Here is a 24,523-nt window from a genome sequence, read left to right as displayed (position 1 = left end):
CCCTAGCCTTCGAGGCGCGACAGGTCAGCCACCTGCCCGGTCACCGCGCGGATCTGCCCTAGGAGGTTCAGGCGGTTGCGACGGATGATGTCGCTGTCGGTGTTGACCTGCACGGTCTCGAAGAACGCGTCGATCGGGCTGCGCAGCGCGGCCATCGCCTGCATCGCGCCGCCGAAATCCTCGGCCTGCATGCGGGGGGCGATGGTCTTTTCCGCGCCGCTCAGGGCGTCGAAGAGGGTGCGCTCGGCGTCGGTCTCGAAAAACTTGGGCTCGGCCCCGAAGGAATACTCGACCACGCCGTCCTCGGCCTGGCGGAGGATGTTGTTGGCCCGCTTGAAGCCCTGGATCAGGTTCTCGCCGTCCTCGGTCTGCCGGATGCCGGCCAGCGCCTCGGCCCGCTTGACCAGCAGGGCGAGGTCGTCGCTGCCCTCCATCGCGAGGCAGGCGTCGATGACATCGTGCCGGATACCCCGGTCGCGGAGGTAGACCTTGAGCCGGTCGTGGAAGAAGGCGAGCAGGTCGGCGACCTTGGGCCCGACCCGTTCGGCGATGTTGATGGCATCGGTCGCCGCCTCGGCGCCGTCGCCGCGGGCGGCGAGCTGTTCCATCTCGTGCGCGCCCAGCACGTTGTTGAAGCTGTCGGTCAGCGACAGGCGCACGCCGTTCTCCAGCAGAAGGCGGATCACCCCCAGCGCGGCGCGGCGCAGCGCGAACGGGTCCTTCGAGCCGGTGGGCTTTTCGTCGATCGCCCAGAAGCCCGCGAGCGTGTCCAGCTTGTCGGCCAGCGCCACGGCGACCGAGACCGGCGCCGTGGGCACCGCGTCCGAGGGGCCGAGGGGGCGGTAGTGATCCTCGCAGGCGGCGGCGACGTCGTCGGGGAAACCCGCGGTTGTCGCGTAGTAGCGGCCCATCAGGCCCTGCAGCTCGGGGAACTCGCCGACCATTTCCGACGACAGATCGGCCTTGGCGATGCGGGCGGCCTGTTCGGCGGCATCCGCGTCGGCGCCCACGGTCGGGGCCAGCTCGCGCGCCAGCGCGGCGATGCGGCCCACGCGGTCGGCCTGGCTGCCGAGGCGGGCGTGAAAGGTCACGTCGGAGAGCGAGTCGATCCAGGGCTGCATCCTGGCGCCGGCGGCGATGCGCTGGTCGTTTTCCCAGAAGAACTTGGCGTCCGACAGCCGCGCGGCCAGGACCTTCTGGTTGCCGGCGAGGATCGTGGCGCCGTCATCGTCGGTCTCGCGGTTGGCGACGGTGATGAAGCGCACGATCTGCCCCGAGCGACGCGCATCGCGGACCGAGAAGAACTTCTGGTGCTCTTTCATCGAGGTCTGAAGCACCTCGGGCGGCAGGTCGAGGAACTCTTCCCCGATCTCGCCCATCAGCACGACGGGCCATTCGACCAGGCCTGCGACCTCGGCCAGAAGGCCCGCATCCTCGACCACCTCGAGCCCCGAGGCGAATGCGAGGGTCTGCGCCTCGTTCCGGATCGCGTCCTGCCGTTCCTCGGCGCTGAGCATCACCCTGGCGCGCTTGAGGCGCGCGGCGTAGTCGTCGAAGCCGGTGACCGCGAACGGCTCGGGCGCCATGAAACGGTGGCCGCGCGTGGTGTCGCCGGCGCGGATGCCGTCGATCTCGACCGGGACGACCTGCGTCTCGGCCTCGTCGGTGAGAATGCAGAGGATCGCGTGCAGCGGCCGGACCCAGCGCAGGCTGCCGTCGCCCCAGCGCATCGACTTGGGCCAGGGGAAGTTGCGCACCGTCTCTTCGAGCACCTCGGCCACGATGTCGGCGGCGGGGCGGCCCTCTTTCTCGATCACGGCGAACCAGACCTGCCCCTTCTTGTCGTCCCGCGCCTCGAGCTGATCCTTCGTCAGACCGGTGGAGCGCAGGAACCCCTCGAGCGCCTTCTCGGGCGCGTCGACGCGGGGGCCCTTCCGCTCTTCGCGGGTGGCGGGCGACGCGGCCAGCACACCCTCGAGTGCGAGCGTCAGGCGACGCGGCCCGGCAAAGGCGCCGGCATGGGCATAGGTCAGGCCCGCCTCGACCAGCCCGTCGGTCACGCGGCGGCGCAGGTCGTCGGCGGCCTTCGCCTGCATCCGCGCCGGGATTTCCTCGGAGAACAGTTCGATCAGAAGGTCGGGCATGGTTTCGCCTTGTCTATTGGCGGGGTCCGCTTAGCCGGTTCGAGGGCGGATCACAACGCGGGGCTAGTCAGGGCGCGGCGGACATTCCTCGGTCACGGGGGTGCCGGTATAGTCCGTCTCGCCGCAATTGTTGAGCTGGTGCCAGGCATAGGCGCGGCCGTCGGGGAAGACGGCGACGACGCGGTCGACGCCGTACTCGATGTTGCGTTCGGCGAGATAGGCGCGCGCCTCGTCCCGTTCCAGCGCCTCGCCCACGGCCTCGGCGTCGAAGCAGTCGAACCAGCTGGGCGCCGTCAGCGGGATCGGCGCGGGATACACCTCGTAGGTGTCGCGCAGCCCGTCGGGATCGGGAAGGGTGAAGCACGCGCGATAGCGCAGCGGCGACGAGTTTGCGTCGATGCCCTGGAACTCGGCCACGTCGACCGGCCGGGGGTCGTCCGCCTCTTGCGGGACGAGCGTGATCGCGGCGTCCTCGGGACCGAGCGTCTCGTAGTAGTAATAGACCTGAAGCCAGTACATCAGGCCGCCCGCGGCCAGCGCGACGGCCACGATCAGGAGCGTGACGATCTTTCCGGTCATGCGGCGCTGTCCGTCCAGCCGCCCTGTTCGGTCTGCAGGTAGGCGTCGGCGCAGGCCTTGGCGAGCGTGCGCACCCGGCCGATATAGGCCTGCCGCTCGGTGACCGAGATCACCCCGCGGGCGTCAAGCAGGTTGAACAGGTGGCTGGCCTTGATGCACTGATCATAGGCTGGGTGGGCCATGACGATGCGCTGGCCGGTCTTGGGGTCCTCGGCCTGGGCTTCGAGGATGCGGGCACACTCCGCCTCGGCGTCGCGGAAATGCTGGAGCAGCACGTCGGTGTCGGCCACGTCGAAGTTCCAGCGGGAATATTCCCGCTCGGTCTGGCGGAACACGTCGCCGTAGGACAACGGCGCCGGCGCATCGGGCGCGTTGAACGGCATGTCCATGACGTGATCGATGCCGAGCACATACATCGCCAGCCGTTCCAGCCCGTAGGTCAGCTCGCCCGAGACGGGCTTGCAATCGTGGCCGCCGACCTGCTGGAAGTAGGTAAACTGGCTGACTTCCATGCCGTCGCACCAGACCTCCCAGCCGAGCCCCCAGGCGCCCAGCGTCGGGCTTTCCCAATCGTCCTCGACGAAGCGGATGTCGTGGTGGGCCATGTCGATGCCGATGGCCTCGAGGCTGCCGAGATAGAGCTGCTGGAAGTCCGGCGGCGACGGCTTCATCAGCACCTGGAACTGGTAGTAGTGCTGCAGCCGGTTGGGGTTGTCGCCGTAGCGGCCGTCCGTGGGGCGGCGCGAGGGCTGAACGTAGGCTGCGGCCCAGGGTCGCGGGCCGAGCGCCCGCAGCGTGGTGGCCGGGTGGAACGTGCCGGCCCCGACCTCCATGTCGTAGGGCTGCATCAGCGCGCAGCCCTGGCGGGCCCAATAGCCCTGTAGCCGCAGGATGATCTCCTGGAACGAGGTCGGCGTGTCGGCCATTTCGGGCTCCTTGCGGGATGGGCGGCGCGGATCGGGGGCCTTGTTAGGCAGATGAGCAACAAGGGTCAATCGGCGCCCCGACTGCCGCTCCGGTATTCTTGACATGGAACCGTCGCCCCCTCTGATACGATGTCGAAGGGCCGCACGCGTGCCGGCCGAGACCTGAGCCTTGGGAACCGCCATATGTTATCGATTTTCCGTGCCTCCACCACGGCCTTCTTCTGCCTGACCTCCGCGGCGTATGCCCAGGAGACATGGCTGCAGGTCGAGGCACGGCCGAACCTGTCCGCCGCGCAGGAAAGCGCCAGCGACTATGCCCAGCAGATCGAGGACGTGAGCGGGTTCGAGCTGGGCAGCAGTGGCTGGTACGCCATCGCCATCGGCCCGTTCTCGCCCGACGAGGCCGCGCGGGAGCGCGTGTTCCTCCAGCGCGAGGGGCTGATCCCCGGCGACGCGTTCACCACCGACGGCGGGTCGTTCGGCGACCGGTTCTGGCCGATCGGCGCGGCGCGGGTGCAGCAACCCGAGCCCGGCAGCGATGCTGCGGGCGACCAGCAAGCGCAACAGGTGCAGGACGACACCGCTCAGAATCAGCGACAGCAACCGGGCGAGACGCGGGAAGAGGCGCTTCTGGGCGAACGGCGGCTGGACGAGTCCGCGCGACGCAAGCTGCAGCTCGCCCTGCGGCGCACGGGCTTCTACGATGGTCCCATTGACGCCGAATTCGGCCGCTCGACCCGCTCGGCCATGGCCGCGTGGCAGGGCGAGAACGGCGCCGAGGCGACCGGTGTGCTGACCAGCGCCCAGCGCGAGCAGTTGCGCGCCCAGTACAACGAGATCCTCGCCGAGGCCGGCCCGGAGGAAGTTCTCGAGACGCCCGCCGAGGCGCGGCGCAGCGAGTCCACGCTCAGCCGGCAGGAGCGCGCCGCCCTGCAGGAAGCGCTGGAATGGGAGGGCTACTACGACGGCCCCATCGATGCCGCCTTCGGTCCGGGCACCCGCAGCGCCATGGGCGACTGGCAGGAGGCAAACGGCTTTAGCGCGACGGGCGTGCTGACGACCCGCCAGCGTCGCTCGCTGATGGAGGAATACAACTCGGTGCTCGACGGGCTGGGCATGGAGGTTGTCCGCGACGACACCGCCGGCGTCGAGATCATAATGCCCACCGGCGAAGTCTCGTTCGATCGCTATGAGCCACCCTTCGCCCATTATTCCGATGGCACCGACGCGATGGCGCCGCGGGTGCTGCTGATCAGCCAGCGCGGCGATCAGGACACGCTGTTCGGCCTCTACGACATCATGCAGACGCTCGAGATGGTCCCTCAGGAGGGCGAGCGGTCGCGCAACGCACGCAGCTTCACGCTCGTCGGCGAAGGCGACGACTTCGTGTCGCATACCGAGGCCCGGCTTACGAGCGAAGGCCACGTCAAGGGCTTCAGCCTGATCTGGCCCGCCGGCGACGAGAAGCGGCGCGGGCGCGTGCTGGACGAGATGCAGCAGAGCTTCCGCCCCCTCACCGGCATCGTGATGGACGACAGCATCGGCGCACCGGACGAGTCGCAGAGCGTCGACCTTGTCTCGGGGCTCAAGGTTCGCAAGCCCGAGCGGTCGCGCACCGGCTTCTACATCGACGAGGCGGGCGCGGTACTGACCACCTCGGACGTCCTGGACCAGTGCGACCGCATCACCCTGAACGAGGATATCGAAGCCCAGGTCGCGGCCACTGACGAGACGCTGGGCCTGACCCTGCTGACGCCGGCGCAGGACCTGTCGCCGATCGCCTATGCCCGGTTCCAGACCGGCGTGCCGCGGCTGCAATCCTCGGTCGCGGTGGCCGGATACTCGTTCGAGGGTGTTCTTGGCGCCCCCTCGCTGAGCTTCGGCAAGGTGGCCGACCTGCGCGACCTGTCCGGCGACACGACGGTCCAGCGGCTCGACGTGTCGGCCCGCCCCGGTGACGCGGGCGGCCCGGTACTGAACCAGTCGGGCGCCGTGCTCGGCATGCTCCTGCCCGGAAGCGCGCGCCTGGCCGAGGGCACGCGGCTGCCCGAAGGCGTGGCCTTTGCCGCCGATGTCGAGGCGATCTCGGAGTTCCTCTCGGGCACCGGCCCCGCCCCGGCCGCCGCAGAGGAGACCGGCCGCGGCGACATCGGCCCCGAACAGCTGACCCGCATGGCCGCCGACATGACGGTGCTGGTGAGCTGCTGGAAGTGACGGGCGTGCCCGGCCCGGGCGCGCCCCTTCCGACCAATAGAGACCGTGGATCGGGGCCGCACGCATAAGTGGCCCCGATTCCACGGTTGATCATCCCTAAGTAGAACCCACCCCGCTTCCGTTCGTGGCTGGATGCTGCGAACGGACTATTCGTTCGGACAGGCGATCCGGGGATACTGCCCCTGCCGTCGATCCGACCCTTCCCGTTCAGAGCGTGCGATCCTGCCCCGCAGGTCGCCGGGCGCTGCCGGCTGGCCGGACGACGCAGATCGAAGGGCACAGGGGAGGACGTGCAGGATGGATTTCGCACAGAACATTCCGGCATCGAGCCGGAGCAGCATGGAAACCGGCGGGCGCGGTCTGGCCGCACCGGGGCTCGGGCTGATCTTCATGGACAGGCTCCGGGGCACCAATGACGGCGAGGTCCTGTCGGGGGACGACCCCGTCATCGCGGCACCGGGCATGGACGCCGTGGCGATCGGCGGCGTGGACAGGATCGCGGCGCGCGGCGGTGACGACATCGTCCGCGGAGACGCCGACGTGTCCGCGGGCGCGTTCCGGATGAGCACCCTGTTCGGCGCCGACGACGCGATCTTCGCGGGTCAAGGGGACGATCTGATCTTCGGCGACGGCACGGTGTCGGTCGGGTCCAACGGGACGGCCAAGCTGGTCGGCGGGAACGACCTGGTGACGGGCGGTCCCGGCGACGACGTGATGTATGGCGACGGCACGATCTCGAGCGCATTCGCGCCGGGCGAGCTGACCGGCGGCGACGACATCCTCAAGGGCGGGTCGGGCGACGATTACATGTCCGGCGACGGCACGACGTCCATCGGCCGGACATCGAGCCTGCTGATCGGGGGCAATGACGGGCTCTCGGGGGGCAGCGGCAACGATACGATCCTTGGCGACGGCCGTTCGGAGCGGATCGACGGCGGCCGCGACCTGCTGCTCGGCGGGTCCGGCGACGACCTTATGCTGGGCGACGGAGAGGCCTTCGCCACCCTCGACGGCGGCGCCGACACCCTGTTGGGTGGCAGCGGCGCGGACACGATGTACGGCGACGGCACCGCGACGGTCCTGCTGATCGGCCCTGCCGATCTCGAGGGCGGCGACGACCTCGTGCGGGGCGGCAGCGGCGGCGACCTGATTTTCGGCGACGGGACGGTCCAGGGCGCGGGGTTCGGCGGCACGCTGACCGGTGGCGACGACATGCTGCTGGGTCACGCCGGCAACGACACGATCTATGGTGACGGCACGGTCGTCTCCGCCGACACCGCGACCCTCACCGGCGGCGACGACACGCTGCGCGGCGGCGCCGGGAACGACATGCTGTGGGGCGACGGCACCGTTCAGGCCACCGGACCGGGAGCCGAGGTGCTGGAGGGGGGCGCGGACGTGTTCCGGTTCGGCACGAACGACGGGCTCGACACGCTCATGGACTTCCGCGTGGCCGACGCGGATCGGGTCGACCTGCGCTTTACCGGTCTCGACTGGAGCGATCTGGACAGTGACGGTTCGGGCACGCTGGGCGGCGCGGACGATTTCGTCGCGATCCTGGGCACCGACACGCGGCTCGACCTCGGCGCCGCGGCCGCGGGCCCCGCGGGCACCGATACCGTCACCTTTGCCGGGGTGCTGGGCCTGGAAGAGGACAGTTTCGTCTTCGGCTGACCGCTGGCCGGATGTCAGGGCCGCCGCGCGCGCCCTGGCGCCCCGCTCAGGCCCGCCAGAAGCGGGGGACGAACAGCACGAACACGGCCATAAGCTCGAGCCGGCCCAGGATCATGCCGAAGATCAGGAGCCACTTCGCGGTGTCGTTCAGCGGCCCGAAATAGCCCGCCGGCCCGATCACCGGCCCGAGGCCGGGGCCGATATTGCCGATCGCCGTGGCCGCGCCCGACAGCGCGGTCACGAAATCGAGCCCCGTCATCGCCAGCAGGACCGACAGCCCCCCGAGCGACACGATGAACAGCACGAAGAAGGCCATCACCGAGGACAGCACGTCTGGCCCCACGCGCCGCCCCTCGAACCGGGGGGTCGCCAGGGAGTGCGGCGAGTGGATCCGCTGCACCTGCGCCCGGATCGACGACAGCAGGATCTGGTAGCGGAACACCTTGATCGAGCAGCAGGTCGACCCGGCGCAGCCGCCGACCAGCCCCAGGAAGAAGAACACGACCATCGCGAACGCGCCCCAGAGCTGGTAGTCGACGCTGGCATACCCCGTGCCCGAGATGATCGAGGTGACGTTGAACAGCGCCTCGCGCAGGCTTTCCTCGACTCCGCGCCCGTCCACAACGATCTGGAAGACGGCCAGCATCGCCGCGGCCGCACCGATCACCGTCAGGTAGGCCCGCACCTGCGCGTCGCGGCAGATCGGCTTCACGCTGCCGGTGATGACCTGGATGTAGCGCACGAACGGCAGGCTCGCGAGGATCATGAACACCGCGGCGAGGTATTCGGGCGGCCCCTGGAAGGCCCCGAACGACTGGTCCGTCGTCGAGAACCCTCCCGTCGACATCGTCGTGAGCGCGTGGTTCACCGCATCGAAGCTCGACAGGCCCAGCACGGTGTAGCCGAGAAAGCAGAGGAAGGTCAGGATGACGTAGATCCAGCTGATCTGCGCGGCGATCTCGGCGGCGCGGGGCAGGATCTTTCCCATCGTGTCGAAGGCTTCCGAGCGGAAGATCTGCATGCCGCCGATGCGCAGCTCTGGCAGGAACACCATCGCCACGACGACGATCCCGATGCCGCCGAACCATTGCAGCATCGACCGCCACAGCAGCAACCCGCGCGGCAGATCCTGAAGCCCGGTAAAGACGGTCGAGCCGGTGGTGGTCAGTCCCGATACCGCCTCGAAGAAGGCGTCGACGCCCTTCGCGTCGGTCGCGCCGAACACGAACGGCAACGCCCCGAAGACGGGCAGCGCCACCCAGACGGCGGTGGTCAGCAGGAACAGCTGCTGCACCGTCATCCGCTCGCCCGTGCCCGTGGCGCAGGCGAGCGCCGTGAGCCCGCCGGTCAGCGTGGTCAGGATCGCGCTTTCGAGAAACGCCGGCCAATGGCCGTTGCCGGCGGCGAGGTCCACCATCATCGGTACGGTCATCGTCGCCCCGAAGGCGGTGACAAGAAGGCCGATGACATAGCCGACGGGACGCGGATCGATCATGACGCGCAGGCTTGTCCGCCCCTGTCGGACAAGTCAAGCGCGGCTGCGCGTCCGGCTCAGCCCACGTGGAACAGAGTCGCGAACGCCTTGGGGTCCAGGCTTTCCTGATCGAAGGTGTCGCCCTCGGTCAGCACGCTGACGGCGTCATGGCTGTGCAGGCTTTCCTGGTGGCTGGCGATCACGCGGAAGTCGCCGATCCGCGGCTCTGCCTGCAGTCGTTCGGCGAACAGCCGCGCCGCGTCCTCGACGAAGATCGGGTTGGCCGCGTTCAGCTCGGCAAAGGCCTGTTCGTCCTCGCGCTTGACCATGACCTGCGTCTCGGTCGGCACCGCCGCACGGCAGAGCTCGACGAGATCCTCGAACCACAGGCACTCCGCTTCCGGGTTGAGTGCGACCGAGATGCGGGCGACCGAGCGCTGCGAATGGGGCGTGGCCAGCTGCCCGCGCTCACGCCGCGCATGCTCGCTCAATTCCAGCGAGCACGGGCAGGTCGAGGAATAGACATAGTCGAGATGCACGATCTTTCGACGCACGCCCTCCCGCTCGACCAGTTCGAGCGCGATGTCGTAATACTGAAAGCCGGCGAGCCCAGACCGCAGGCTCTCCACCCGCATGGGGAAGGAAAAGCGCATCTGGATCCGGGCATCGAAGCTTTCGAGATCGGACTTGTAGGAGTCCAGCGCGGCTTCGATCACCTCGAAGCTGAAGGTCTCTTCGGCGTAGGTGTAGAAGGTCCGCATGATGCGGCTCATGTTGATGCCCTTCTTCTCGGCCTCGAGGCTGACCGTGCCGGTCACCGAGGTCTCGAGCGTCAGGTCACCGTTGTCGCGCGTGCGGAAGTGGATCGGCAGGCGGAAGTTCGAGATGCCGACATGCTGGATCGGTCGCCGCGCCCCGCGGATCAGCGATTGCGGCCCGTTCTGGAGGTCGGGCAGCGTCGCCTTGTAGTCGGAGTCGGCGGTGAAGCCCTCGGGGTATTGCCGCGACAGGTCGGGATAGGTGCCGGTCGGCCGGTCCGTGAGAAGGCGCGCGATCGAGGGATCGAGGGTCTCGATCTCGGCATCCGACGCGGTCGCGGCCCAGGCGCGCAGGGTGCGCAGCGCGGCCGCCGCGTCCTCGCGTTCCGGTTGCCGTTCGATCTCTGGCGTATGGATGTTCATGGCCTCGCCCTCCGGTGCTACGGCTCGCCTCAGACGTATGTGCGATGTGCCGTTTTTCCACTGATTCGATCCGAATTACGCGGCGCGGCACGGCAAGGATCACTGCCGGGACGCGATGTCGCAGGACACGGTGCTGGGCGTGATTTCTCCCGCATCGCCTGCGCGCGCGGTCCGAGGTGCCGGACGCTGCGATGTCACAGCACATCGCCCGGTCGGTTCCCTCAGACGGCGTCGAGCGCCCCGCGCAGATCGGCGATCAGGTCGTCCACCGCCTCGAGCCCTACGCTGAGCCGCACCAGCCCCGGCGCGATGCCCAGAGCATCCTTTTGCGCGTCCGACAGGCGCGAATGGGTGGTGGTGGCGGGATGCGTCACGATGGATTTCGCGTCGCCCAGGTTGTTCGAGATCACCACGATCTCCAGCGCGTTGAGGAACCGGAACGCCGCCTCCTGCCCACCCTTCAGCTCGAACGACAGGACGGTGCCCCCCTTTTCCATCTGGCGGGTCGCGACGGCGTGCTGCGCGTGGTCGGGCAGGTGCGGGAAGATCACGCGCGACAGGCGGTCGTCGTCCTGCAGCGCCTGCGCGATCGTCAGCGCCGCATCTGACTGGGCGCGCACGCGCAGGTCCAGCGTCTCCATCCCCTTGAGCAGCACCCAGGCGTTGAACGGGCTCATCGCCCCGCCGGTATGCTTGAGATAGGGCTCGACCGTCTTGCGGATGAACTCTTGCGTGCCGAGGATGACGCCCCCCAGGCACCGCCCCTGCCCGTCGATATGCTTGGTGGCCGAATAGACCACCACGTCGGCCCCCTGCTCGAGCGCCCGCGAGAAGATCGGCGTGGCAAAGACGTTGTCGACGATCACGGTCGCGCCGACGGAATGGCCGATCCGCGCGACCTCGGTGATGTCGATCACTTCCAGCGTCGGGTTCGAGACGGACTCGAGGAACACCGCCCGCGTCTCCGGCCGCACCGCGGCCCGCCAGGCGCCGAGATCGGTGCCGTCGACGAAGGTCACCTCGACGCCATAGCGCGTCAGCACCTCCTCGAGGATGTAGAGACAGGATCCGAACAGCGCCCGCGAGCTGACCACGTGGTCGCCGGCCCGCAGCATCGACATCAGCGCCCCGTTGACCGCCGCCATGCCGCTGGCCGTGGCAAAGCCGTCCTCGGCGCCCTCCACCTGCGCGACGCGCTCCTCGAACATCCGGACGGTGGGATTGCCGTAGCGGGCATAGATGAACTCGTCCTCCCCGGCCTGCTCGAAGCGCTGCTGCGCCTGCTCGGCCGTGTCGTAGACGAAGCCCTGCGTGAGGTAGATCGCCTCGCTCACCTCGCCGTACTGGCTGCGCCGCACGCCGCCGTGCACCAGTTTGGTCCGCGTGTTCCAGTCGTCCATCCGTGCCTCCTGCGCACAAAAAAGCCCCCACCGCGATAAGAGCGCCGGGGGCCATCGTCCCAGACCTCTTTAGCGGCTTGTTTAACGTGGCCCGCAATCCGGTGAACAAATCGCCACGTGCCGCGACATACGCCCCGGGCGACGCACGGTCAAGCCGCGGGGTGTTGCCGCCGGGCACCGTCACGGAGCCGTAATGCCGGTTTCACCGCAACGTCGTAGCACGGCGATACGAGGCAGCCACGACATCTGGGGCAGAGGGGGCCATGCCGCTTCTTTCGGTCACCGCGGCCGGTACGGAACCGGACATCGACGAGACCCGGCTGAACGCCGCGCTCGACGCGTTGCCGGCCGAGGCGCCGGTCATCGTCATGGTGCACGGATACAAGTTCCGCCCCGGCGACAGGCGCCATTGCCCGCACCGCCACATCATGTCGCTCGACCCCGACCCGAAGGCGTCCAGGGCGCTCTCCTGGCCCAGGCAGCTGGGCGTGGGCGCGGCGGAGGAGCCCCTGTGCATCGGGTTCGGCTGGCCCGCCCGCGGCTCGATCTGGCGCGCCTGGGCCGAGGCCGAACGCGCCGGGGCGGCCCTGGCAAGGCTCATGGCGCGCGTGGCGGCGCGGCGCGGGGCGCCGGCGCGGGTCATTGCCCATTCCCTCGGCGCCCGTGTCGCGCTGACGGGCCTGTCGCGGGCGCCCGAGGGTGCGGTCGGACGCGTGATCCTGATCTCCGGCGCCGCCCTTCGGTCCGATGCGGCGGCGGCGCTGGCCGGCCCGGCCGCGCGAACCGCCGAAGTCGTCAACGTGACGAGCCGCGAGAACGACCTCTTCGACGCGCTCCTGGAGCTGCTTCTGGCAGCCCGCGACCGCGCCATCGGCGCCGGGATCGGAGCCCCGGCCCGCGGCTGGCTCGACCTCGCCATCGACGATGCCCGGACGCGGGCGGCGCTGGAAGCGCTCGGTCATCGCATCGCCGCCCCCGACCGGCGCATCTGCCACTGGTCCGGCTATCTCCGCCCCGGCCTCTTCCCGCTCTACCGGCGCCTCCTGGCCGACCCCGAGGCGCTGCCCCTTGCGCTTCTGCGCCGCCTCCTGCCGGAAGAGCCGGAACCACGCTGGTCCCGCCTCCTGGCACCGCCCGCCTCGAACCTGCGCCCCACTCTTGGCGCGGCGCCTGCGGAACGGACCTGATCGGGGGCCCTGCCCCCGTCCCCGCCGAGGCGGGGACTCCCCCGGGATATTTGCCGGACCAAAGAGAACTTAACCCATCCTTTACCTTGAACCGAGAGGCTCGAGTGGCGGTACAGGCGGGGACGCCGATGACCGCGGACCGAAGAGGCGGCCCGTCCCGGCGGGGGCGGGTCGTCCCCTCTTTGGTTCAGGAAATATCCTGGGGGTGAATGGCCCCGCAGGGGCCAGAGGGGGCAAGCCCCCTTTCGCGCCCGCCTAGCCGTCCTTCTCGCCCGTGCCGTGGTCGCGGAACAGCCGGCCTTGCGTGATGAAGAAAACGAAGATCGCCGCCGTCAGCCCGAAGGTCTTGAAGTTCACCCAGGCCGCCGTGGACATGGTGCGCCAGATAAACTCGTTCAGCAGCGCGAGACCGAAGAACAAGAGCGTGAACCGGCGGGTCAGCTTCATCCAGCCCTCTTCGTCGAGCGGCACCATCTCGTCCATCACGAGGCGCAGGTAGGACTGTCCCCGCAGGAGGCCGATGCCGAGGATGCCGCCGAAGATCAGGTAGATCAGCGTCGGCTTCATCTTGAAGAAGCGCTCGTCGTTGAACCAGACGGTGAGGCCACCGAAGACGATGACCAGCACCAGCGTGACGATCTGCATCTTGGACAGGGCGCCGGTCAGCCGCCAGAGCAGGTAGGTCGACAGGGCGATCAGCGGCACGAACGCCGCGGTGATGAGGATGAACCCGGAATACTCGGTTCCGGCGACCTCGAACGTCTCGCCGCGGAGCAGCATGTAGCCGGCGAAGAACGCCGCCACGGGTCCGAGTTCCAGGGCGGTCTTGAGACCCTGCGAGGGCTGTCGGTCAGACATTTCGTGCCTCCGTGCCGCGCGGACCGGAACGCCGGGGCCCGGCCGCTCGTTGCGCGTGTGACAATTGCATGAAGGGCGCGTCATGCTCGAGCGCATCGTCGACGAACTCAACGGCTCCTTCGCGGCCGTGCCGCTGATGGTCGCGGCGATACGCCTCGTGGCCGCGATGGTGCTCGGCGGTCTCGTCGGGCTGGAGCGCGAACGCCGCGAGAAACCGGCGGGTTTGCGGACGCACATGCTGGTGGCGGTGGCGGCCTGTCTCTTCAGCCTGATCGCGCTCGAGCTGTCGCATCTCGATTTCGGCATGGACCGTGGCGATCGGATGCGGATCGATCCGCTGCGCCTGATCGAGGCGGTGACGGCCGGCGTCGCCTTCCTTGCGGCGGGCGTGATCATCACCTCGGGCGGCAAGGTCCGCCACCTGACGACCGGCGCCTCGATGTGGCTCGCCGGTGCGATCGGCCTGTCCTGCGGCGCGGGGCAAATCCCGCTGGCCCTGCTGGCGACCTTTCTGGTGGTCCTCGTCCTCGTGGTGCTGCGCCGCATCGAGTCGTGGATCGGCACCCATGACTGACAGCCTCATCCGTCGAGCCCCGTGAGCGCGCGGGCGAACTCCTCGGGGTCGAACGGCGCGAGGTCGTCGATCTGCTCGCCCACCCCGATCGCATGGATCGGCAGCCCGAACTTGTCCGCCAGCGCCACCAGCACCCCGCCCTTCGCGGTGCCGTCGAGCTTGGTCATCACCAGCCCCGACACGTCCGCGAGCTTCTGGAAGGTCTCGACCTGGCTGAGGGCGTTCTGGCCCGTGGTCGCATCGAGGACCAGAAGCGTGTTGTGCGGCGCCTCGGGGTCCTTCTTGCGGATCACGCGGACGATCTTCTCGAGCTCGGCCATCAGGTCCTGACGGTTCTGAAGGCGCCCGGCGGTGTCGATCAGCAAGAGGTCCGCGCCGTCCTGCTCGGCCTTCGTCATCGCGTCGAAGGCGAGGCTCGCGGGGTCGCTGCCCTCGGGCGCGGTCAGCACCGGCACGCCGGCCCGGTCGCCCCAAATCTGCAGCTGTTCCACCGCCGCGGCGCGGAACGTGTCGCCCGCCGCGACGACGACCTCCTTGCCCGCCGCCTTGAACTGGCTGGCGAGCTTGCCGATCGTCGTTGTCTTGCCCGAGCCGTTGACGCCGACGACCAGCACCACCTGCGGGCGCTTGGGATAGAGCGGCATCGGCCGGGCCACCGGCTCCATGATCCGGGAGACCTCCTGTGCGAGCAACGCCTTGATCTCGTCGGTCGAGACCCGGCGGCCATAGCGGCCCTCCGCGATGTTTGCGGCCACGCGCAGCGCCGTGTCGACGCCCAGATCGGCCGAGATCAGCAGGTCCTCGAGCTGCTCGACCATGTCGTCGTCGAGCACGCGGCGCATCACCGGGGCGGTGCCGGTGTCCCGTCCGAGGATGCGGCCGAAGAACCCGCCGCCCTTGCGATCCGTCGCGGGGGGCGTCTCGGGCGGAGCCCCGGGAATGGGCGCTTCGGTCGGCGTGTCATGCGGCAGCTCGGCCGGGCTGGGTCGGGCCGGCGTCTCCTGCGGCGTCGGCGCGGGGGCGGGATCCTCGGGCTGCGGGAACGGGTCGGGGGCCGGCGGCTTTGGTTGCGACGGCTCGGGTGCCGGGGGCTTGGGGGCCGGGGGCAGCGTGTCCGGAGACGCAGGCCTTGCGGGCTCCGGCGCTGGGTCCGGGTCCGCCTCGGTGCTGCCACCTTCCTCGACGATCGAATCGAGCCCCTCCTCCAGCTTGGAGGAGGATTTGGTCAGCCGGTCCTTGAGCTTTCTGAAAAACGACATCGCCGATCCCTTTGCCTGCCCCGACCTAAGCCCTGACGGCCCGGGATGGAAGAGAGCGCGCGCGTCAGACCTCGTCGGGGAAGTGTTTCAGCGTCAGCCGGATCGGATTCGGCGCGGCCTGACCGAGGCCGCAGATCGACGCGTCGGTCATCACCTGGCAGAGATCCTCCAGCAGATCGGCATCCCAGCGGTCGGCTTCCATCAGCTTGACCGCCTTCTCGCAGCCGACGCGGCAGGGCGTGCACTGGCCGCAGCTCTCGTCCTCAAAGAAGCGCAGCATGTTCAGCGCCGCCTCGCGCACGCTGTCCTTGTCCGACAGCACGACCACGGCGGCGGAGCCGACGAAGCTGCCGTGGGGCTGCAGCGTGTCGAAATCGAGCGGAACGTCGTCCAGATGCGCCGGCAGGAGGCCGGCGGACGGTCCGCCGGGTTGGTAGGCCTTGAGCGTATGGCCCTCGGCCATGCCGCCGGCCGCGGCGATGATGTCCCGGATCGTCGAGCCGGCATAAAGCAGGTAGACCCCCGGCCGCGCCACACGGCCCGACACGGAATAGCTTCTCAGGCCCTTCCGGTCGTTATGGGCGTGATCGGCCAGGACGCCGGGCCCCTCGCGGCAGACGCGGGCGACCCAGTGCAGGGTCTCGACATTGTGCACCAGCGTCGGGCGGCCGAAGACGCCGACCTGCGCGACATAGGGCGGCCGGTGGCGCGGGATCCCGCGCTTGCCCTCGATCGATTCGATCATCGCCGATTCCTCGCCGCAGATATACGCGCCCGCGCCGCGGCGCAGGTCGATATAGCCGGGCGCGGCCAGACCGGCGGCCTCGAGCGCGGCGATCTCGCGGCGCAGGATTTCCAGCACGGCGGGATACTCGTCGCGCATGTAGAGGAAGATCCGGTCGGCCTCGACCGCCCAGGCCGCGATCAGCATCCCCTCGAGGAAGAGATGCGGCGTCCGCTCGAGGTAGTAGCGGTCCTTGAACGTGCCCGGCTCGCCCTCGTCGCCGTTCACGGCCAGGTAGCGCGGGCCCGGCTCGGCCCGCACGAAGCCCCACTTGCGGCCCGCGGGAAACCCCGCACCGCCCAGGCCTCGCACGCCGGCATCGAGGAGGTCGGCCTGAACCGCCTGCCAATCGCCGTCGGCGCGTAGCGAGAGCAGCGTGTCGTAGCCGCCCGCCGCCCGGTAGGCGTCGAGGGGTTCGTATTCCGGGATGTGCGGGTGCACGTCGCCGGTGCGGATCGCGTCGTGGACCATCTGCGGCGTCGCATGGTCGAGATGGTTGTGCCCCAGCTCGACCGCGGGCGCCGTGTCGCAGCGGCCCATGCAGGGCGCGCGCACCACGCGGACCTCGGCCGGGTCGAGCCCCTCGTCCAGCGCCGCCCTGAGCCGCGCCGCGCCGGCCAGTTCGCACGACAGCGAATCGCAGACCCGGACGGTCAGCGCCGGCGGAGGCGTCTCGTCCTCGCGCACGCAGTCGAAATGAGCGTAGAAGGTCGCGACCTCCCAGACCTCGGCCTGGCTCAGACGCATCTCTTCGGCCAGCGCGCGGAGATGCGCGGCAGACAGGTGCCCGTAGGCGTCCTGGATGAGGTGCAGATGCTCGATCAGCAGGTCGCGCCGCCGCGGACGGTCCTGCAGCAGGGCGCGAACCTCGTCCCACGCGGTGTCATCCAGCTGCCGTCCCTTGGGCGTCGCGCGCGCCCTGCGTTGCCTGCGCTCGTCGAGTGCCATGCGTCCTCCCGTCTTCGGCCACATCCTAGACCGTCCGCGTGCCGGCGAACCATGCCAAATGCGACCCGTGACGATCAGCAGAGACCCCGGCGGCCCGGCGCCGATGCGACAGTCCGGCGGGTGGTGCCACCGCGCGCGCTGTGCCACGCTTTGCCCATGATCGGTCGTGCCCTGTTCCTCGTCTTCGCCCTCGCCCTGCCAGCCTCTGCGCAATCGCCGATGAGCGCGGCCGAGTTCGAGGATTACGTCTCGGGCAAGACGCTGACCTTCGCCACCGGCGGTGTCACCTACGGGATGGAGGAATACCTCTCGGACCGCCGGGTGCGGTGGTCGTTCCTGGACGGCGAGTGCAAGGAGGGCGTCTGGTACCAGCGGGGCGAGCAGATCTGTTTCGAGTACGAGGACGGCACCGGGCCGCAATGTTGGACCTTCTACCGCGATGCGGGCAGCGGCCTGCGGGCGCGGTTCGCGGGCGACCCTGCCGGCACGGAACTGTACGAGACCGAGGCGACGGACGCGCCAATGCAGTGCCCGGGGCCGCGGATCGGGGTCTGAGGCGGGGAATGGGGGCTTTGCCCCCTCTGGCCCCTGCGGGGCCATTCACCCCCAGGATATTTCGCGGACCAAAGACGCCGGACCGCTCACAGCAGCGAGCCCTGTTCGGGCGGTGTGTCCTTCGGCTTTTTCGACGGGCGGGCAGCGCCGATCGTCAGGTGGCCGTCGCGGAACTGGATGTCCATCCCGGTCGCCTTCTGCGCGGCAGCCTTGTCGGTGAGGACGCGGTTGTTGTCGTCCCGGACCACTGCGTAGCCCCGCTGCAGGGTCGCCTCGTAGCCCAGCGTCAGCCGCAGACGCTCGACCGCGGCGAGGCGCTCGGTCCGCTGGCGGAGGGTGGCGCGGGTCGCGGTCCCGCCCCGTGCCGCTGTATCGGCGAGGCGGCGGGCCTGGTCACGGATGGTGCGCTGCACCGGACGCGGCGTCAGGCGCGCGGCGGTCGTCTGGAACCGCGACTCGGCCTGGCGCCGGTTGCGCGCGAGCGCGGGATCGAGACGCGCCGCCAGCCGGTCGAGCCGCTCGCGGTCGGCGGCGACGCGGGTGCGCAGGGTGGCCGGGCGCAGCACCGCCGCGGCCTGGGTGAGCTGCGCCCGCTTGGCCGCCGCAGCGGCGCGGAGGGCCGAGGGCAGCCGGGTGTCGAGCCAGTCGAGGCGCTGGCGCGCCGCGAAGGTCAGCGTTTCGGGCCGGGGCAGCGCGCGGGAGACGTCGCCCAGGCGCTGTCGCCGCGCGCTGACCGCCTGCCCCGCCGCCCGGACCAGCCGGGCGCCCTGCTGGTCGGTCCAGGTCAGGAGGTCCAGCCTTACCGGCACCGCCCGCTCGGCCGCCGCGGTGGGGGTGGGGGCGCGGTAGTCGGAGACGTAGTCGATCAGCGTGGTGTCCGTCTCGTGCCCGACGGCCGAGATGAGGGGGATCTCCGATGCCGCGGCGGCGCGGGCCACGGCCTCTTCGTTGAAGCCCCAGAGATCCTCGATGGAACCGCCGCCGCGCGCGACGATCAGGAGATCGGGCCGCGGCACGGGACCGCCCGGATCGAGCGCGTTGAAGCCCTCGATCGCGCGGGCCACCTGGGGGGCGCAGTCCTTGCCCTGGACCGCCACGGGCCAGACGAGAACCCTTCGCGGGAAGCGGTCGCGCAGGCGGTGCAGGATGTCGCGGATCACGGCGCCCGAGGGCGATGTGACCACGCCGATCACCTCGGGCAGGAAGGGCAGCGCGCGCTTGCGTTCGGTCGCGAACAGCCCCTCGGCCTCGAGCGCCTTCTTGCGCTTCTCGAGCATCGCCATCAGGGCGCCGACCCCGGCGGGGCGCAGCTCTTCGACGTTGAGCTGGTACTTGGACTGGCTGCCGAAGGTGGTCAGCCGCCCCGTGGCGATGACCTCCATCCCCTCTTCGGGGAGCTGGGCGAGCTGGGACAGCTGGCCGCGCCAGGTGACCGAGGCGAGGACCGCCCGGTCGTCCTTGATGTCGAAGTAGAGATGCCCCGAGCGCGCCTTGAACACGCGGCCGACCTCGCCCCGGACGCGGACCCGGCCGAAGGTGTTCTCGAGCGTGCGTTTCACCGCACCCGAGATTTCGGACACGGTGAATTCGGGCGTGTTGCCGCCGGGCTGCGCGTCTTCGATGAGGTCGTCCATGCCGGTCCGTCTTGTGCCGCGTGCCCGATCACCCTAGACCGCGCCCGATCCGAGGGAAAGGCGCGCGACATGAACATCCTGATCCTTGGCGGCGGCGGCCGCGAGCATGCCCTGGCCTGGGCCGCGATGCAGAACCCGAAATGCGACAAGCTGATCGTGGCGCCGGGCAATGCCGGGATCGCCGCCATCGCCGATTGCGCCACGCTCGACATCCTCGACGGCGGCGCGGTGGCCGAATTCGCCGCGAAGGAGGCGATCGACCTCGTCGTCATCGGGCCCGAGGCGCCGCTGGCCGCCGGGGTGGCCGACGTGCTGCGAGCGGCGGACCTGTCAGTGGTGGGGCCCGACCGCGCGGCGGCCGAGTTGGAGGCGTCGAAGACCTTCACCAAGGAAATCTGCGACGCCGCCGGGGTGCCCACGGCTGCCTGGGCGCGGTTCGACGACGCCGCCGCGGCGCGGGCCCATGTCGCGGCGGCGGGCGCGCCGATCGTGGTCAAGGCCGACGGGCTGGCCGCGGGCAAGGGCGTCGTCGTCGCGATGGACGAAGACGAGGCGCTGGCGGCGATCGACGACATGTTCGGCGGCTCCCTGGGGGCCGCCGGGGCGAGCGTCGTGCTGGAGGAGTTCATGACCGGCGAGGAAGCCTCGCTCTTCGTGCTGTGCGACGGCGAGACCGCCCTGCCGATCGGCACCGCGCAGGATCACAAGCGGCTGGGCGACGGCGACACCGGGCCGAACACCGGCGGCATGGGCGCCTATTCCCCCGCACCGGTGCTGGACGCTGCCGTCGAAGCGCGGGCGATGGACGAGATTGTGCGCCCGACCCTGGCCGAGATGGCCCGGCGCGGAACGCCCTATCGCGGTGTGCTCTATGCCGGGCTGATGATAAAGGACGGCGCGCCGCGGCTGGTGGAATACAATGTCCGGTTCGGCGACCCGGAGTGCCAGGCGCTGATGATGCGGCTCGGGGCGCAGGCGCTCGACGCGCTGCATGCCTGCGCCGAGGGACGACTGGCCGAGGCGCGGATCGACTGGGCGGAGGACCACGCGATGACGGTCGTGATCGCGGCGGACGGCTATCCCGGCAGCTATGCCAAGGGCGAGACCATTGCCGGGCTCGGCGGGATCGCGGAGGATTCGTTCCACATGGTGTTCCACGCGGGCACCGCGGAAAGCGAAGGGCGGCTCGTATCGAACGGCGGGCGGGTGCTGAACGTGACCGCGCGGGGCGCGAGCCTGGCCGAGGCGCGGGAGCGGGCCTACGGGATGTGCGGGAAGGTGGACTGGCCGGGGGGGGTCTTCCGGCGGGATATCGGCTGGCGGGCGCTCTGAGGACGTGGAGTGGGGGCGCTGCCCCCGTCGCCTGGCGGCGACTCCCCCGGGATATTTCTTGGACAGAAGAAGGGTGGGTCAGCAGGCCTGGTCGGGGGCGAGGCTGTCGGGACCGGTATAGGGGCCGGTGTCCCGAGGGGAGAGGTGGCCCCGGCGAAGGGTCGTGACGATCACGCGGCGCCAGGCGGCATCGGCGGTGACGATGGCGGGGCCGTCGGCGCAACGGGCGATCCCGCCCTGGATCACCGCCTGGCCGAGACGGTGGTTCGTCAGGCCGGGGGACGCTGCGACCTCGTGCAGGGCGCCGTCGCGGTAGCGCCAAACCCGCAGGATCGCGGCGAGATGGGGGCGATCGACATAGGCGATCTCGACCGTGCCGTCGCCGTCGAGATCGGCCGCGCCGACGGGGGCGAGCCACCTGTGACGGCGGCCGATGAAGGGCGTGGCGGCGACGAGACCGGCGGCATCGTAGACCGACAGGCGCGCGCCCCGGTCGAGATCGGTCTCGACCACGAACACCTCGTCGTCCCCGTCTCCGTCGATGTCCGCGCGGCGGGGCGCGAGATCCTCGAACACGCGGGTCCGCGGCAGGGTGAGCGTGAGACGGCGACCGGTTTCGGTGACGATTTCGAGCGCGCCCCACTCGATCGCGTCGCCGAGGACGGCGTGATCGTAACGGTCGGTGGGCGCGGCGAAGCGGGCGGCGGCCACGCCCTCGGCCGCGGCCGGCGGGGCGGCGAGGAGGACGAGCGCCGCAGCGGCGCCCCGTACCGCCCCCCCGCGCATCAGATCTGCTTTTCGGGCATCTGCACCACGAGCCCGTCCAGCGCGTCGGAGACCTTGAGCTGGCAGGTCAGGCGCGAGCGGGTCTCGTCCGGCTCGTAGGCGAAGTCGAGCATGTCCTCTTCCATCGCCTCGCGCTCGGGCAGCTTGTCGATCCAGTCGGGGTGGACGTAGACGTGGCAGGTGGAGCAGGCGCAGGCGCCGCCGCAATCGGCCTCGATCCCCGGGATGCCGTTGTCGCGCGCGCCCTCCATCACCGTGAGTCCGGTCGGAACCTCCACCACGTGTTCGGTCCCGTCATGTTCGACATAGGTGATCTTGGCCATGGATGTCCCCGAATTGCCTGAGCCTGGCCGCGCGAGCGTCTCGTCGGCCTTTGCCCCCTTTTAGGGGAAGGCGGGCGGCAAGTGAAAGCCGTCTCTTGCCGGTGTACCCCATATGTTCTAACTCTGTTCCATGACCGATTTCGGCACACCGCCCGCGGAATGGCCGCGTCCGCCCGCCTGCCTGCCCCATGCCCGGCTGGACGAGCCGCCGAAGGGGGCGCGGGTGGCCGTCGCGGGGCTGGTGCTGGTGCGCCAGCGGCCGGGCACGGCGAAGGGCGTGATCTTCATCACGCTCGAGGACGAGACTGGCATCTGCAACGTGATCGTCTGGCGGTCGCTGTACGAACGCTACCGCCGGGCGGTGATCGCCGGGCGCTGCCTGCGGGTAACCGGGCGGCTGCAGCGCGAGGGCGCCGTGGTGCACGTGGTGGCGGACGTGATCGAGGACATCTCGTGGATGCTCGACGACCTCCTGCGCCCCGACGCCGCGCCGCAGGAGGCCGACCCGGCCACCGCCGTGCATCTGCCCGCCCGCGCCGCAGACCAGCCCTGAGCGGGCTTTCCCGACGCGGAGCGGGCGGCTAGGATGCCGGGCAGACGCCCAGCAAGAGGCCCGAGCAGCATGATCCGATCCCTGGCGCTGGTCGCGCCCCTGGTTCTCGTCGCATGTGCCGATGGCGGTCCGCGCGTGTCGCGCTTCCTCGAAGCGGACCTGTCGGCGCGGGACGCCCCGCCCGACGCGGCGCCGGGCACCTGCTGGGCGCGGGAGACGACGCCGGCGCTGATCGAGACAGTGACCGAGCAGGTGCAGGTGGCCCCGGCGGGGCGTGCCGCGCCCGCGACCTATCGCACCGAGACACGGCAGGCGATCCTGCGCGACCGCGACGACATCTGGTTCGAGACCCCCTGCCCCGAGATGGTGACGCCGGCCTTCGTGGCCTCTCTGCAGCGGGCGCTCAGGGCGCGGGGGTATCACCGGGGCCCGGTGACCGGCGAAGTCGACGACGCCACGCGACGGGCCATCCGCCGCTATCAGGCGGCGCAATCGCTGCACAGCGACGCGCTGAGTCTCGCCGCGGCCAAGCGGCTGGGCCTTGTGGCCTACGAGCGGGACGAGGCCCTCGCGGCCCCCTCCGGCGACTGACCAAGCCCCATTGGCGCACGAAAAAGGGCGCCCCGCGGGGGGCGCCCTACCATCTGTCGTGCGGTGGCGCCGGTGTCAGCCCTGGTCGATCGACAGGGCCACGAAGCGCGGCTCACCTTCGCGGCGCACGAGGAGGAGCAGCGACTTGCGGCCCGCCTCGCGGGCGCTGTCGATCCGCTCCTGCAGATCGCCGGGGCTCTCCACCTGCTGCTGGCCGGCCTCGGCGATCAGGTCGCCCGCGCGCAGGCCCTTCTCGTAGGCCTCGCTCTCGACGGCGACGTCGGTGACGACCACGCCCTCGGCATTGTCCGGCAGGGCGAGCTCCTCGCGAAGCTCGGCGGTCATGTCCGACAGGGTCAGGCCGAGAACCTCTTCCTCGGACGGCGTCTCCTGGTCGGCAGGGGCCGAGGCGGGCACGGCGTCCTGCGCGTCCTCGCGGCGGCCCAACGTCACGCGGAGCGTCTCGGTCGCGCCCTCACGGAAGACGGTGACGCGCACGGTCTTGCCGACGGCGGTGTTGCCCACGGTGCGGACAAGGCCACGCGTGTCCTCGACCTCGTTCCCGTCGAACGACAGGATCACGTCGCCCGATTCCATGCCCGCCTCCTGCGCGGGGCCCTCGGGCACGTCGGTGACCAGCGCGCCGCGGACCTCTTCGAGGCCGATGCTTTCGGCGATGTCGTCGGTCACGTCCTGGATGCGGACGCCCAGCCAGCCGCGGCGCGTCTCGCCGAATTCCTGGAGCTGGTCGACGACATTGGTGACGACGTTGGAGGACATGGCGAAGCCGATGCCGATCGACCCGCCGGTCGGCGAGAGGATGGCGGTGTTCACGCCGATCACGTCGCCGTCCATGTTGAACAGCGGCCCGCCCGAGTTGCCGCGGTTGATGGCCGCGTCGGTCTGGATGTAGTCGTCATAGCTGCCGCTGAGCGCCCGGCCGCGGGCCGACACGATGCCGGCCGAGACGGAAAAGCCCTGGCCCAGCGGGTTGCCCATCGCCATGACCCAGTCGCCGACATTGGCCTCGTCGCTGTTGCCGAACTCGACATAGGACAGGGCCTCGTCGGGCTCGACTTTGAGCAGGGCGATGTCGGTGTTGGGGTCGGTGCCCACGACCTCGGCCTGCAATTCGTTACCCGAGAAGAACTCGACGATGATCTCGTCGGCGCCCTCGATCACGTGGTTGTTGGTGACGACGAAGCCGTCCTCGGAGATCACGAAGCCCGAGCCGAGCGCCTGGCTGCGGCGCGGACGCTGGGGCTGCTGACCGTTCGGGCCGTTGCGGTCCATGAAGTCACGGAAGAAATCCTCGAAGGGCGAGCCCTCGGGAACCATCGGCTGACCTTCACCAGACCGCGACGCAACGGTGGTCGACGTGGTGATGTTGACGACGGACGGGCTGACCTCGTCGGCAAGCTCGGAGAAGCTCGTCGGCCGTGTCTGGGCGTTGGCCACTTGGCCGACCGTCAGGGCGAGGCCGACGAGGAGGACCCAGAACAGGCGCATCACCTGCGTCTGTGGGGTCGCGGTTAGGGTCTTGGCCT

General features: G+C 70.0%; 21 protein-coding genes and 1 riboswitch. Of the genes, 8 read left to right on the top strand and 13 right to left on the bottom strand.

All coding sequences use genetic code 11. The features are described from left to right. Nucleotides 1-2: 2 nt before the first annotated feature. The 3 genes from glyS to BMZ25_RS16155 all read right to left on the bottom strand — a co-directional run bounded on the left by glyS (nucleotide 3) and on the right by BMZ25_RS16155 (nucleotide 3,649). A complete protein-coding gene (glyS, locus tag BMZ25_RS16165; protein WP_092695483.1) occupies nucleotides 3-2,144 on the bottom strand; it encodes a glycine--tRNA ligase subunit beta in 2,142 nt (713 codons plus the stop codon). Between the two features lie 63 nt (nucleotides 2,145-2,207). Further along, complete coding sequence (locus BMZ25_RS16160) at nucleotides 2,208-2,723, bottom strand: DUF6446 family protein (RefSeq protein ID WP_092695481.1); 516 nt, start codon at nucleotides 2,721-2,723, stop codon at nucleotides 2,208-2,210. Then, nucleotides 2,720-3,649 (bottom strand): glycine--tRNA ligase subunit alpha, encoded by a 930-nt coding sequence (locus tag BMZ25_RS16155; RefSeq protein WP_092695479.1) that lies wholly within the window; start codon nucleotides 3,647-3,649, stop codon nucleotides 2,720-2,722. The genes BMZ25_RS16160 and BMZ25_RS16155 overlap by 4 nt, the downstream gene beginning before the upstream one ends. Before the next feature lie 183 nt (nucleotides 3,650-3,832). Between BMZ25_RS16155 and BMZ25_RS16150 the strand changes: the two genes are divergently transcribed. Together BMZ25_RS16150 and BMZ25_RS16145 are read left to right on the top strand one after the other, a co-directional pair. Continuing rightward, nucleotides 3,833-5,863 carry a serine protease gene (locus tag BMZ25_RS16150; protein WP_177190493.1) on the top strand — a complete coding sequence of 677 codons (2,031 nt, stop codon included), beginning with the start codon at nucleotides 3,833-3,835 and terminating at the stop codon, nucleotides 5,861-5,863. Nucleotides 5,864-6,160: 297 nt separating this feature from the next. Then, the gene (locus BMZ25_RS16145; protein WP_092695475.1) at nucleotides 6,161-7,537 is read left to right on the top strand and encodes a calcium-binding protein; all 1,377 of its coding nucleotides are present in this window, start codon (nucleotides 6,161-6,163) and stop codon (nucleotides 7,535-7,537) included. A 46-nt stretch (nucleotides 7,538-7,583) separates the two neighbouring features. Here the strand turns inward: BMZ25_RS16145 and BMZ25_RS16140 are convergent, their stop codons facing one another. From BMZ25_RS16140 to metZ, 3 genes are all read right to left on the bottom strand, one after another. After that, nucleotides 7,584-9,032, bottom strand: a complete 1,449-nt coding sequence (locus BMZ25_RS16140) for a TrkH family potassium uptake protein (RefSeq protein WP_092695473.1) — start codon at nucleotides 9,030-9,032, stop codon at nucleotides 7,584-7,586. 56 nt (nucleotides 9,033-9,088) lie between these two features. Next, complete coding sequence (gene folE2 / locus BMZ25_RS16135) at nucleotides 9,089-10,192, bottom strand: GTP cyclohydrolase FolE2 (protein WP_092695472.1); 1,104 nt, start codon at nucleotides 10,190-10,192, stop codon at nucleotides 9,089-9,091. Nucleotides 10,193-10,413: 221 nt separating this feature from the next. Beyond that, a complete protein-coding gene (gene metZ, locus BMZ25_RS16130) occupies nucleotides 10,414-11,592 on the bottom strand; it encodes an O-succinylhomoserine sulfhydrylase (protein ID WP_092695470.1) in 1,179 nt (392 codons plus the stop codon). Nucleotides 11,593-11,640: 48 nt separating this feature from the next. Then, nucleotides 11,641-11,719: riboswitch (SAM riboswitch) on the bottom strand. 136 nt (nucleotides 11,720-11,855) lie between these two features. Between metZ and BMZ25_RS16125 the strand changes: the two genes are divergently transcribed. After that, nucleotides 11,856-12,779 carry an alpha/beta hydrolase gene (locus tag BMZ25_RS16125; protein WP_092695468.1) on the top strand — a complete coding sequence of 308 codons (924 nt, stop codon included), beginning with the start codon at nucleotides 11,856-11,858 and terminating at the stop codon, nucleotides 12,777-12,779. A 255-nt stretch (nucleotides 12,780-13,034) separates the two neighbouring features. Here BMZ25_RS16125 and BMZ25_RS16120 read toward each other — a convergent pair whose 3' ends face one another. Further along, complete coding sequence (locus BMZ25_RS16120; protein WP_092695466.1) at nucleotides 13,035-13,637, bottom strand: inner membrane-spanning protein YciB; 603 nt, start codon at nucleotides 13,635-13,637, stop codon at nucleotides 13,035-13,037. An 82-nt stretch (nucleotides 13,638-13,719) separates the two neighbouring features. On the opposite strand from BMZ25_RS16120, the gene BMZ25_RS16115 reads away from it, so the two are divergent. Beyond that, nucleotides 13,720-14,211 carry an MgtC/SapB family protein gene (locus tag BMZ25_RS16115; protein ID WP_092695464.1) on the top strand — a complete coding sequence of 164 codons (492 nt, stop codon included), beginning with the start codon at nucleotides 13,720-13,722 and terminating at the stop codon, nucleotides 14,209-14,211. Between the two features lie 5 nt (nucleotides 14,212-14,216). On the opposite strand, the gene ftsY is transcribed toward BMZ25_RS16115, so the two are convergent. Beyond that, nucleotides 14,217-15,470: a signal recognition particle-docking protein FtsY gene (ftsY, locus tag BMZ25_RS16110; RefSeq protein ID WP_092695462.1), complete on the bottom strand. Its 1,254-nt coding sequence runs from the start codon at nucleotides 15,468-15,470 to the stop codon at nucleotides 14,217-14,219. Between the two features lie 64 nt (nucleotides 15,471-15,534). Then, on the bottom strand, nucleotides 15,535-17,202 hold the full coding sequence (locus tag BMZ25_RS16105) for an NAD(P)H-dependent oxidoreductase subunit E (protein WP_092695460.1): 1,668 nt from the start codon (nucleotides 17,200-17,202) through the stop codon (nucleotides 15,535-15,537). A gap of 156 nt (nucleotides 17,203-17,358) precedes the next feature. Between BMZ25_RS16105 and BMZ25_RS16100 the strand changes: the two genes are divergently transcribed. Further along, entirely contained in the window at nucleotides 17,359-17,757 is a 399-nt protein-coding gene (locus BMZ25_RS16100) for a hypothetical protein (RefSeq protein ID WP_092695458.1), read from the top strand. Between the two features lie 86 nt (nucleotides 17,758-17,843). Here BMZ25_RS16100 and xseA read toward each other — a convergent pair whose 3' ends face one another. Beyond that, nucleotides 17,844-19,391 carry an exodeoxyribonuclease VII large subunit gene (gene xseA / locus BMZ25_RS16095; RefSeq protein WP_092695456.1) on the bottom strand — a complete coding sequence of 516 codons (1,548 nt, stop codon included), beginning with the start codon at nucleotides 19,389-19,391 and terminating at the stop codon, nucleotides 17,844-17,846. Nucleotides 19,392-19,460: 69 nt separating this feature from the next. Here xseA and purD point away from each other — a divergent pair, with 69 nt between their 5' ends. Continuing rightward, nucleotides 19,461-20,723, top strand: coding sequence for a phosphoribosylamine--glycine ligase (gene purD / locus BMZ25_RS16090; protein WP_092695454.1), 1,263 nt, complete (start codon nucleotides 19,461-19,463; stop codon nucleotides 20,721-20,723). Between the two features lie 78 nt (nucleotides 20,724-20,801). Here the strand turns inward: purD and BMZ25_RS16085 are convergent, their stop codons facing one another. Beyond that, entirely contained in the window at nucleotides 20,802-21,509 is a 708-nt protein-coding gene (locus BMZ25_RS16085; protein WP_092695452.1) for an FG-GAP repeat domain-containing protein, read from the bottom strand. Next, complete coding sequence (locus BMZ25_RS16080; protein WP_092695450.1) at nucleotides 21,509-21,832, bottom strand: 2Fe-2S iron-sulfur cluster-binding protein; 324 nt, start codon at nucleotides 21,830-21,832, stop codon at nucleotides 21,509-21,511. Before BMZ25_RS16080 ends, BMZ25_RS16085 begins: the two co-directional genes overlap by 1 nt. Before the next feature lie 130 nt (nucleotides 21,833-21,962). On the opposite strand from BMZ25_RS16080, the gene BMZ25_RS16075 reads away from it, so the two are divergent. Both BMZ25_RS16075 and BMZ25_RS16070 read left to right on the top strand, forming a co-directional pair. Continuing rightward, nucleotides 21,963-22,385, top strand: coding sequence for an OB-fold nucleic acid binding domain-containing protein (locus BMZ25_RS16075; protein ID WP_092695448.1), 423 nt, complete (start codon nucleotides 21,963-21,965; stop codon nucleotides 22,383-22,385). A gap of 69 nt (nucleotides 22,386-22,454) precedes the next feature. Continuing rightward, a complete protein-coding gene (locus BMZ25_RS16070; protein WP_092695446.1) occupies nucleotides 22,455-22,976 on the top strand; it encodes a peptidoglycan-binding domain-containing protein in 522 nt (173 codons plus the stop codon). Between the two features lie 75 nt (nucleotides 22,977-23,051). Here BMZ25_RS16070 and BMZ25_RS16065 read toward each other — a convergent pair whose 3' ends face one another. After that, entirely contained in the window at nucleotides 23,052-24,485 is a 1,434-nt protein-coding gene (locus BMZ25_RS16065) for a DegQ family serine endoprotease (protein WP_092695443.1), read from the bottom strand. Between the last annotated feature and the right edge of the window lie 38 nt (nucleotides 24,486-24,523).

This window comes from Tranquillimonas rosea (genome assembly GCF_900111315.1).
In the GTDB taxonomy this organism is placed as follows: Bacteria; Pseudomonadota; Alphaproteobacteria; order Rhodobacterales; family Rhodobacteraceae; genus Tranquillimonas; species Tranquillimonas rosea.
The sequence above is the reverse complement of the archived record's forward strand: the minus strand, read 5'-3'. Positions and strand labels throughout refer to the sequence as shown.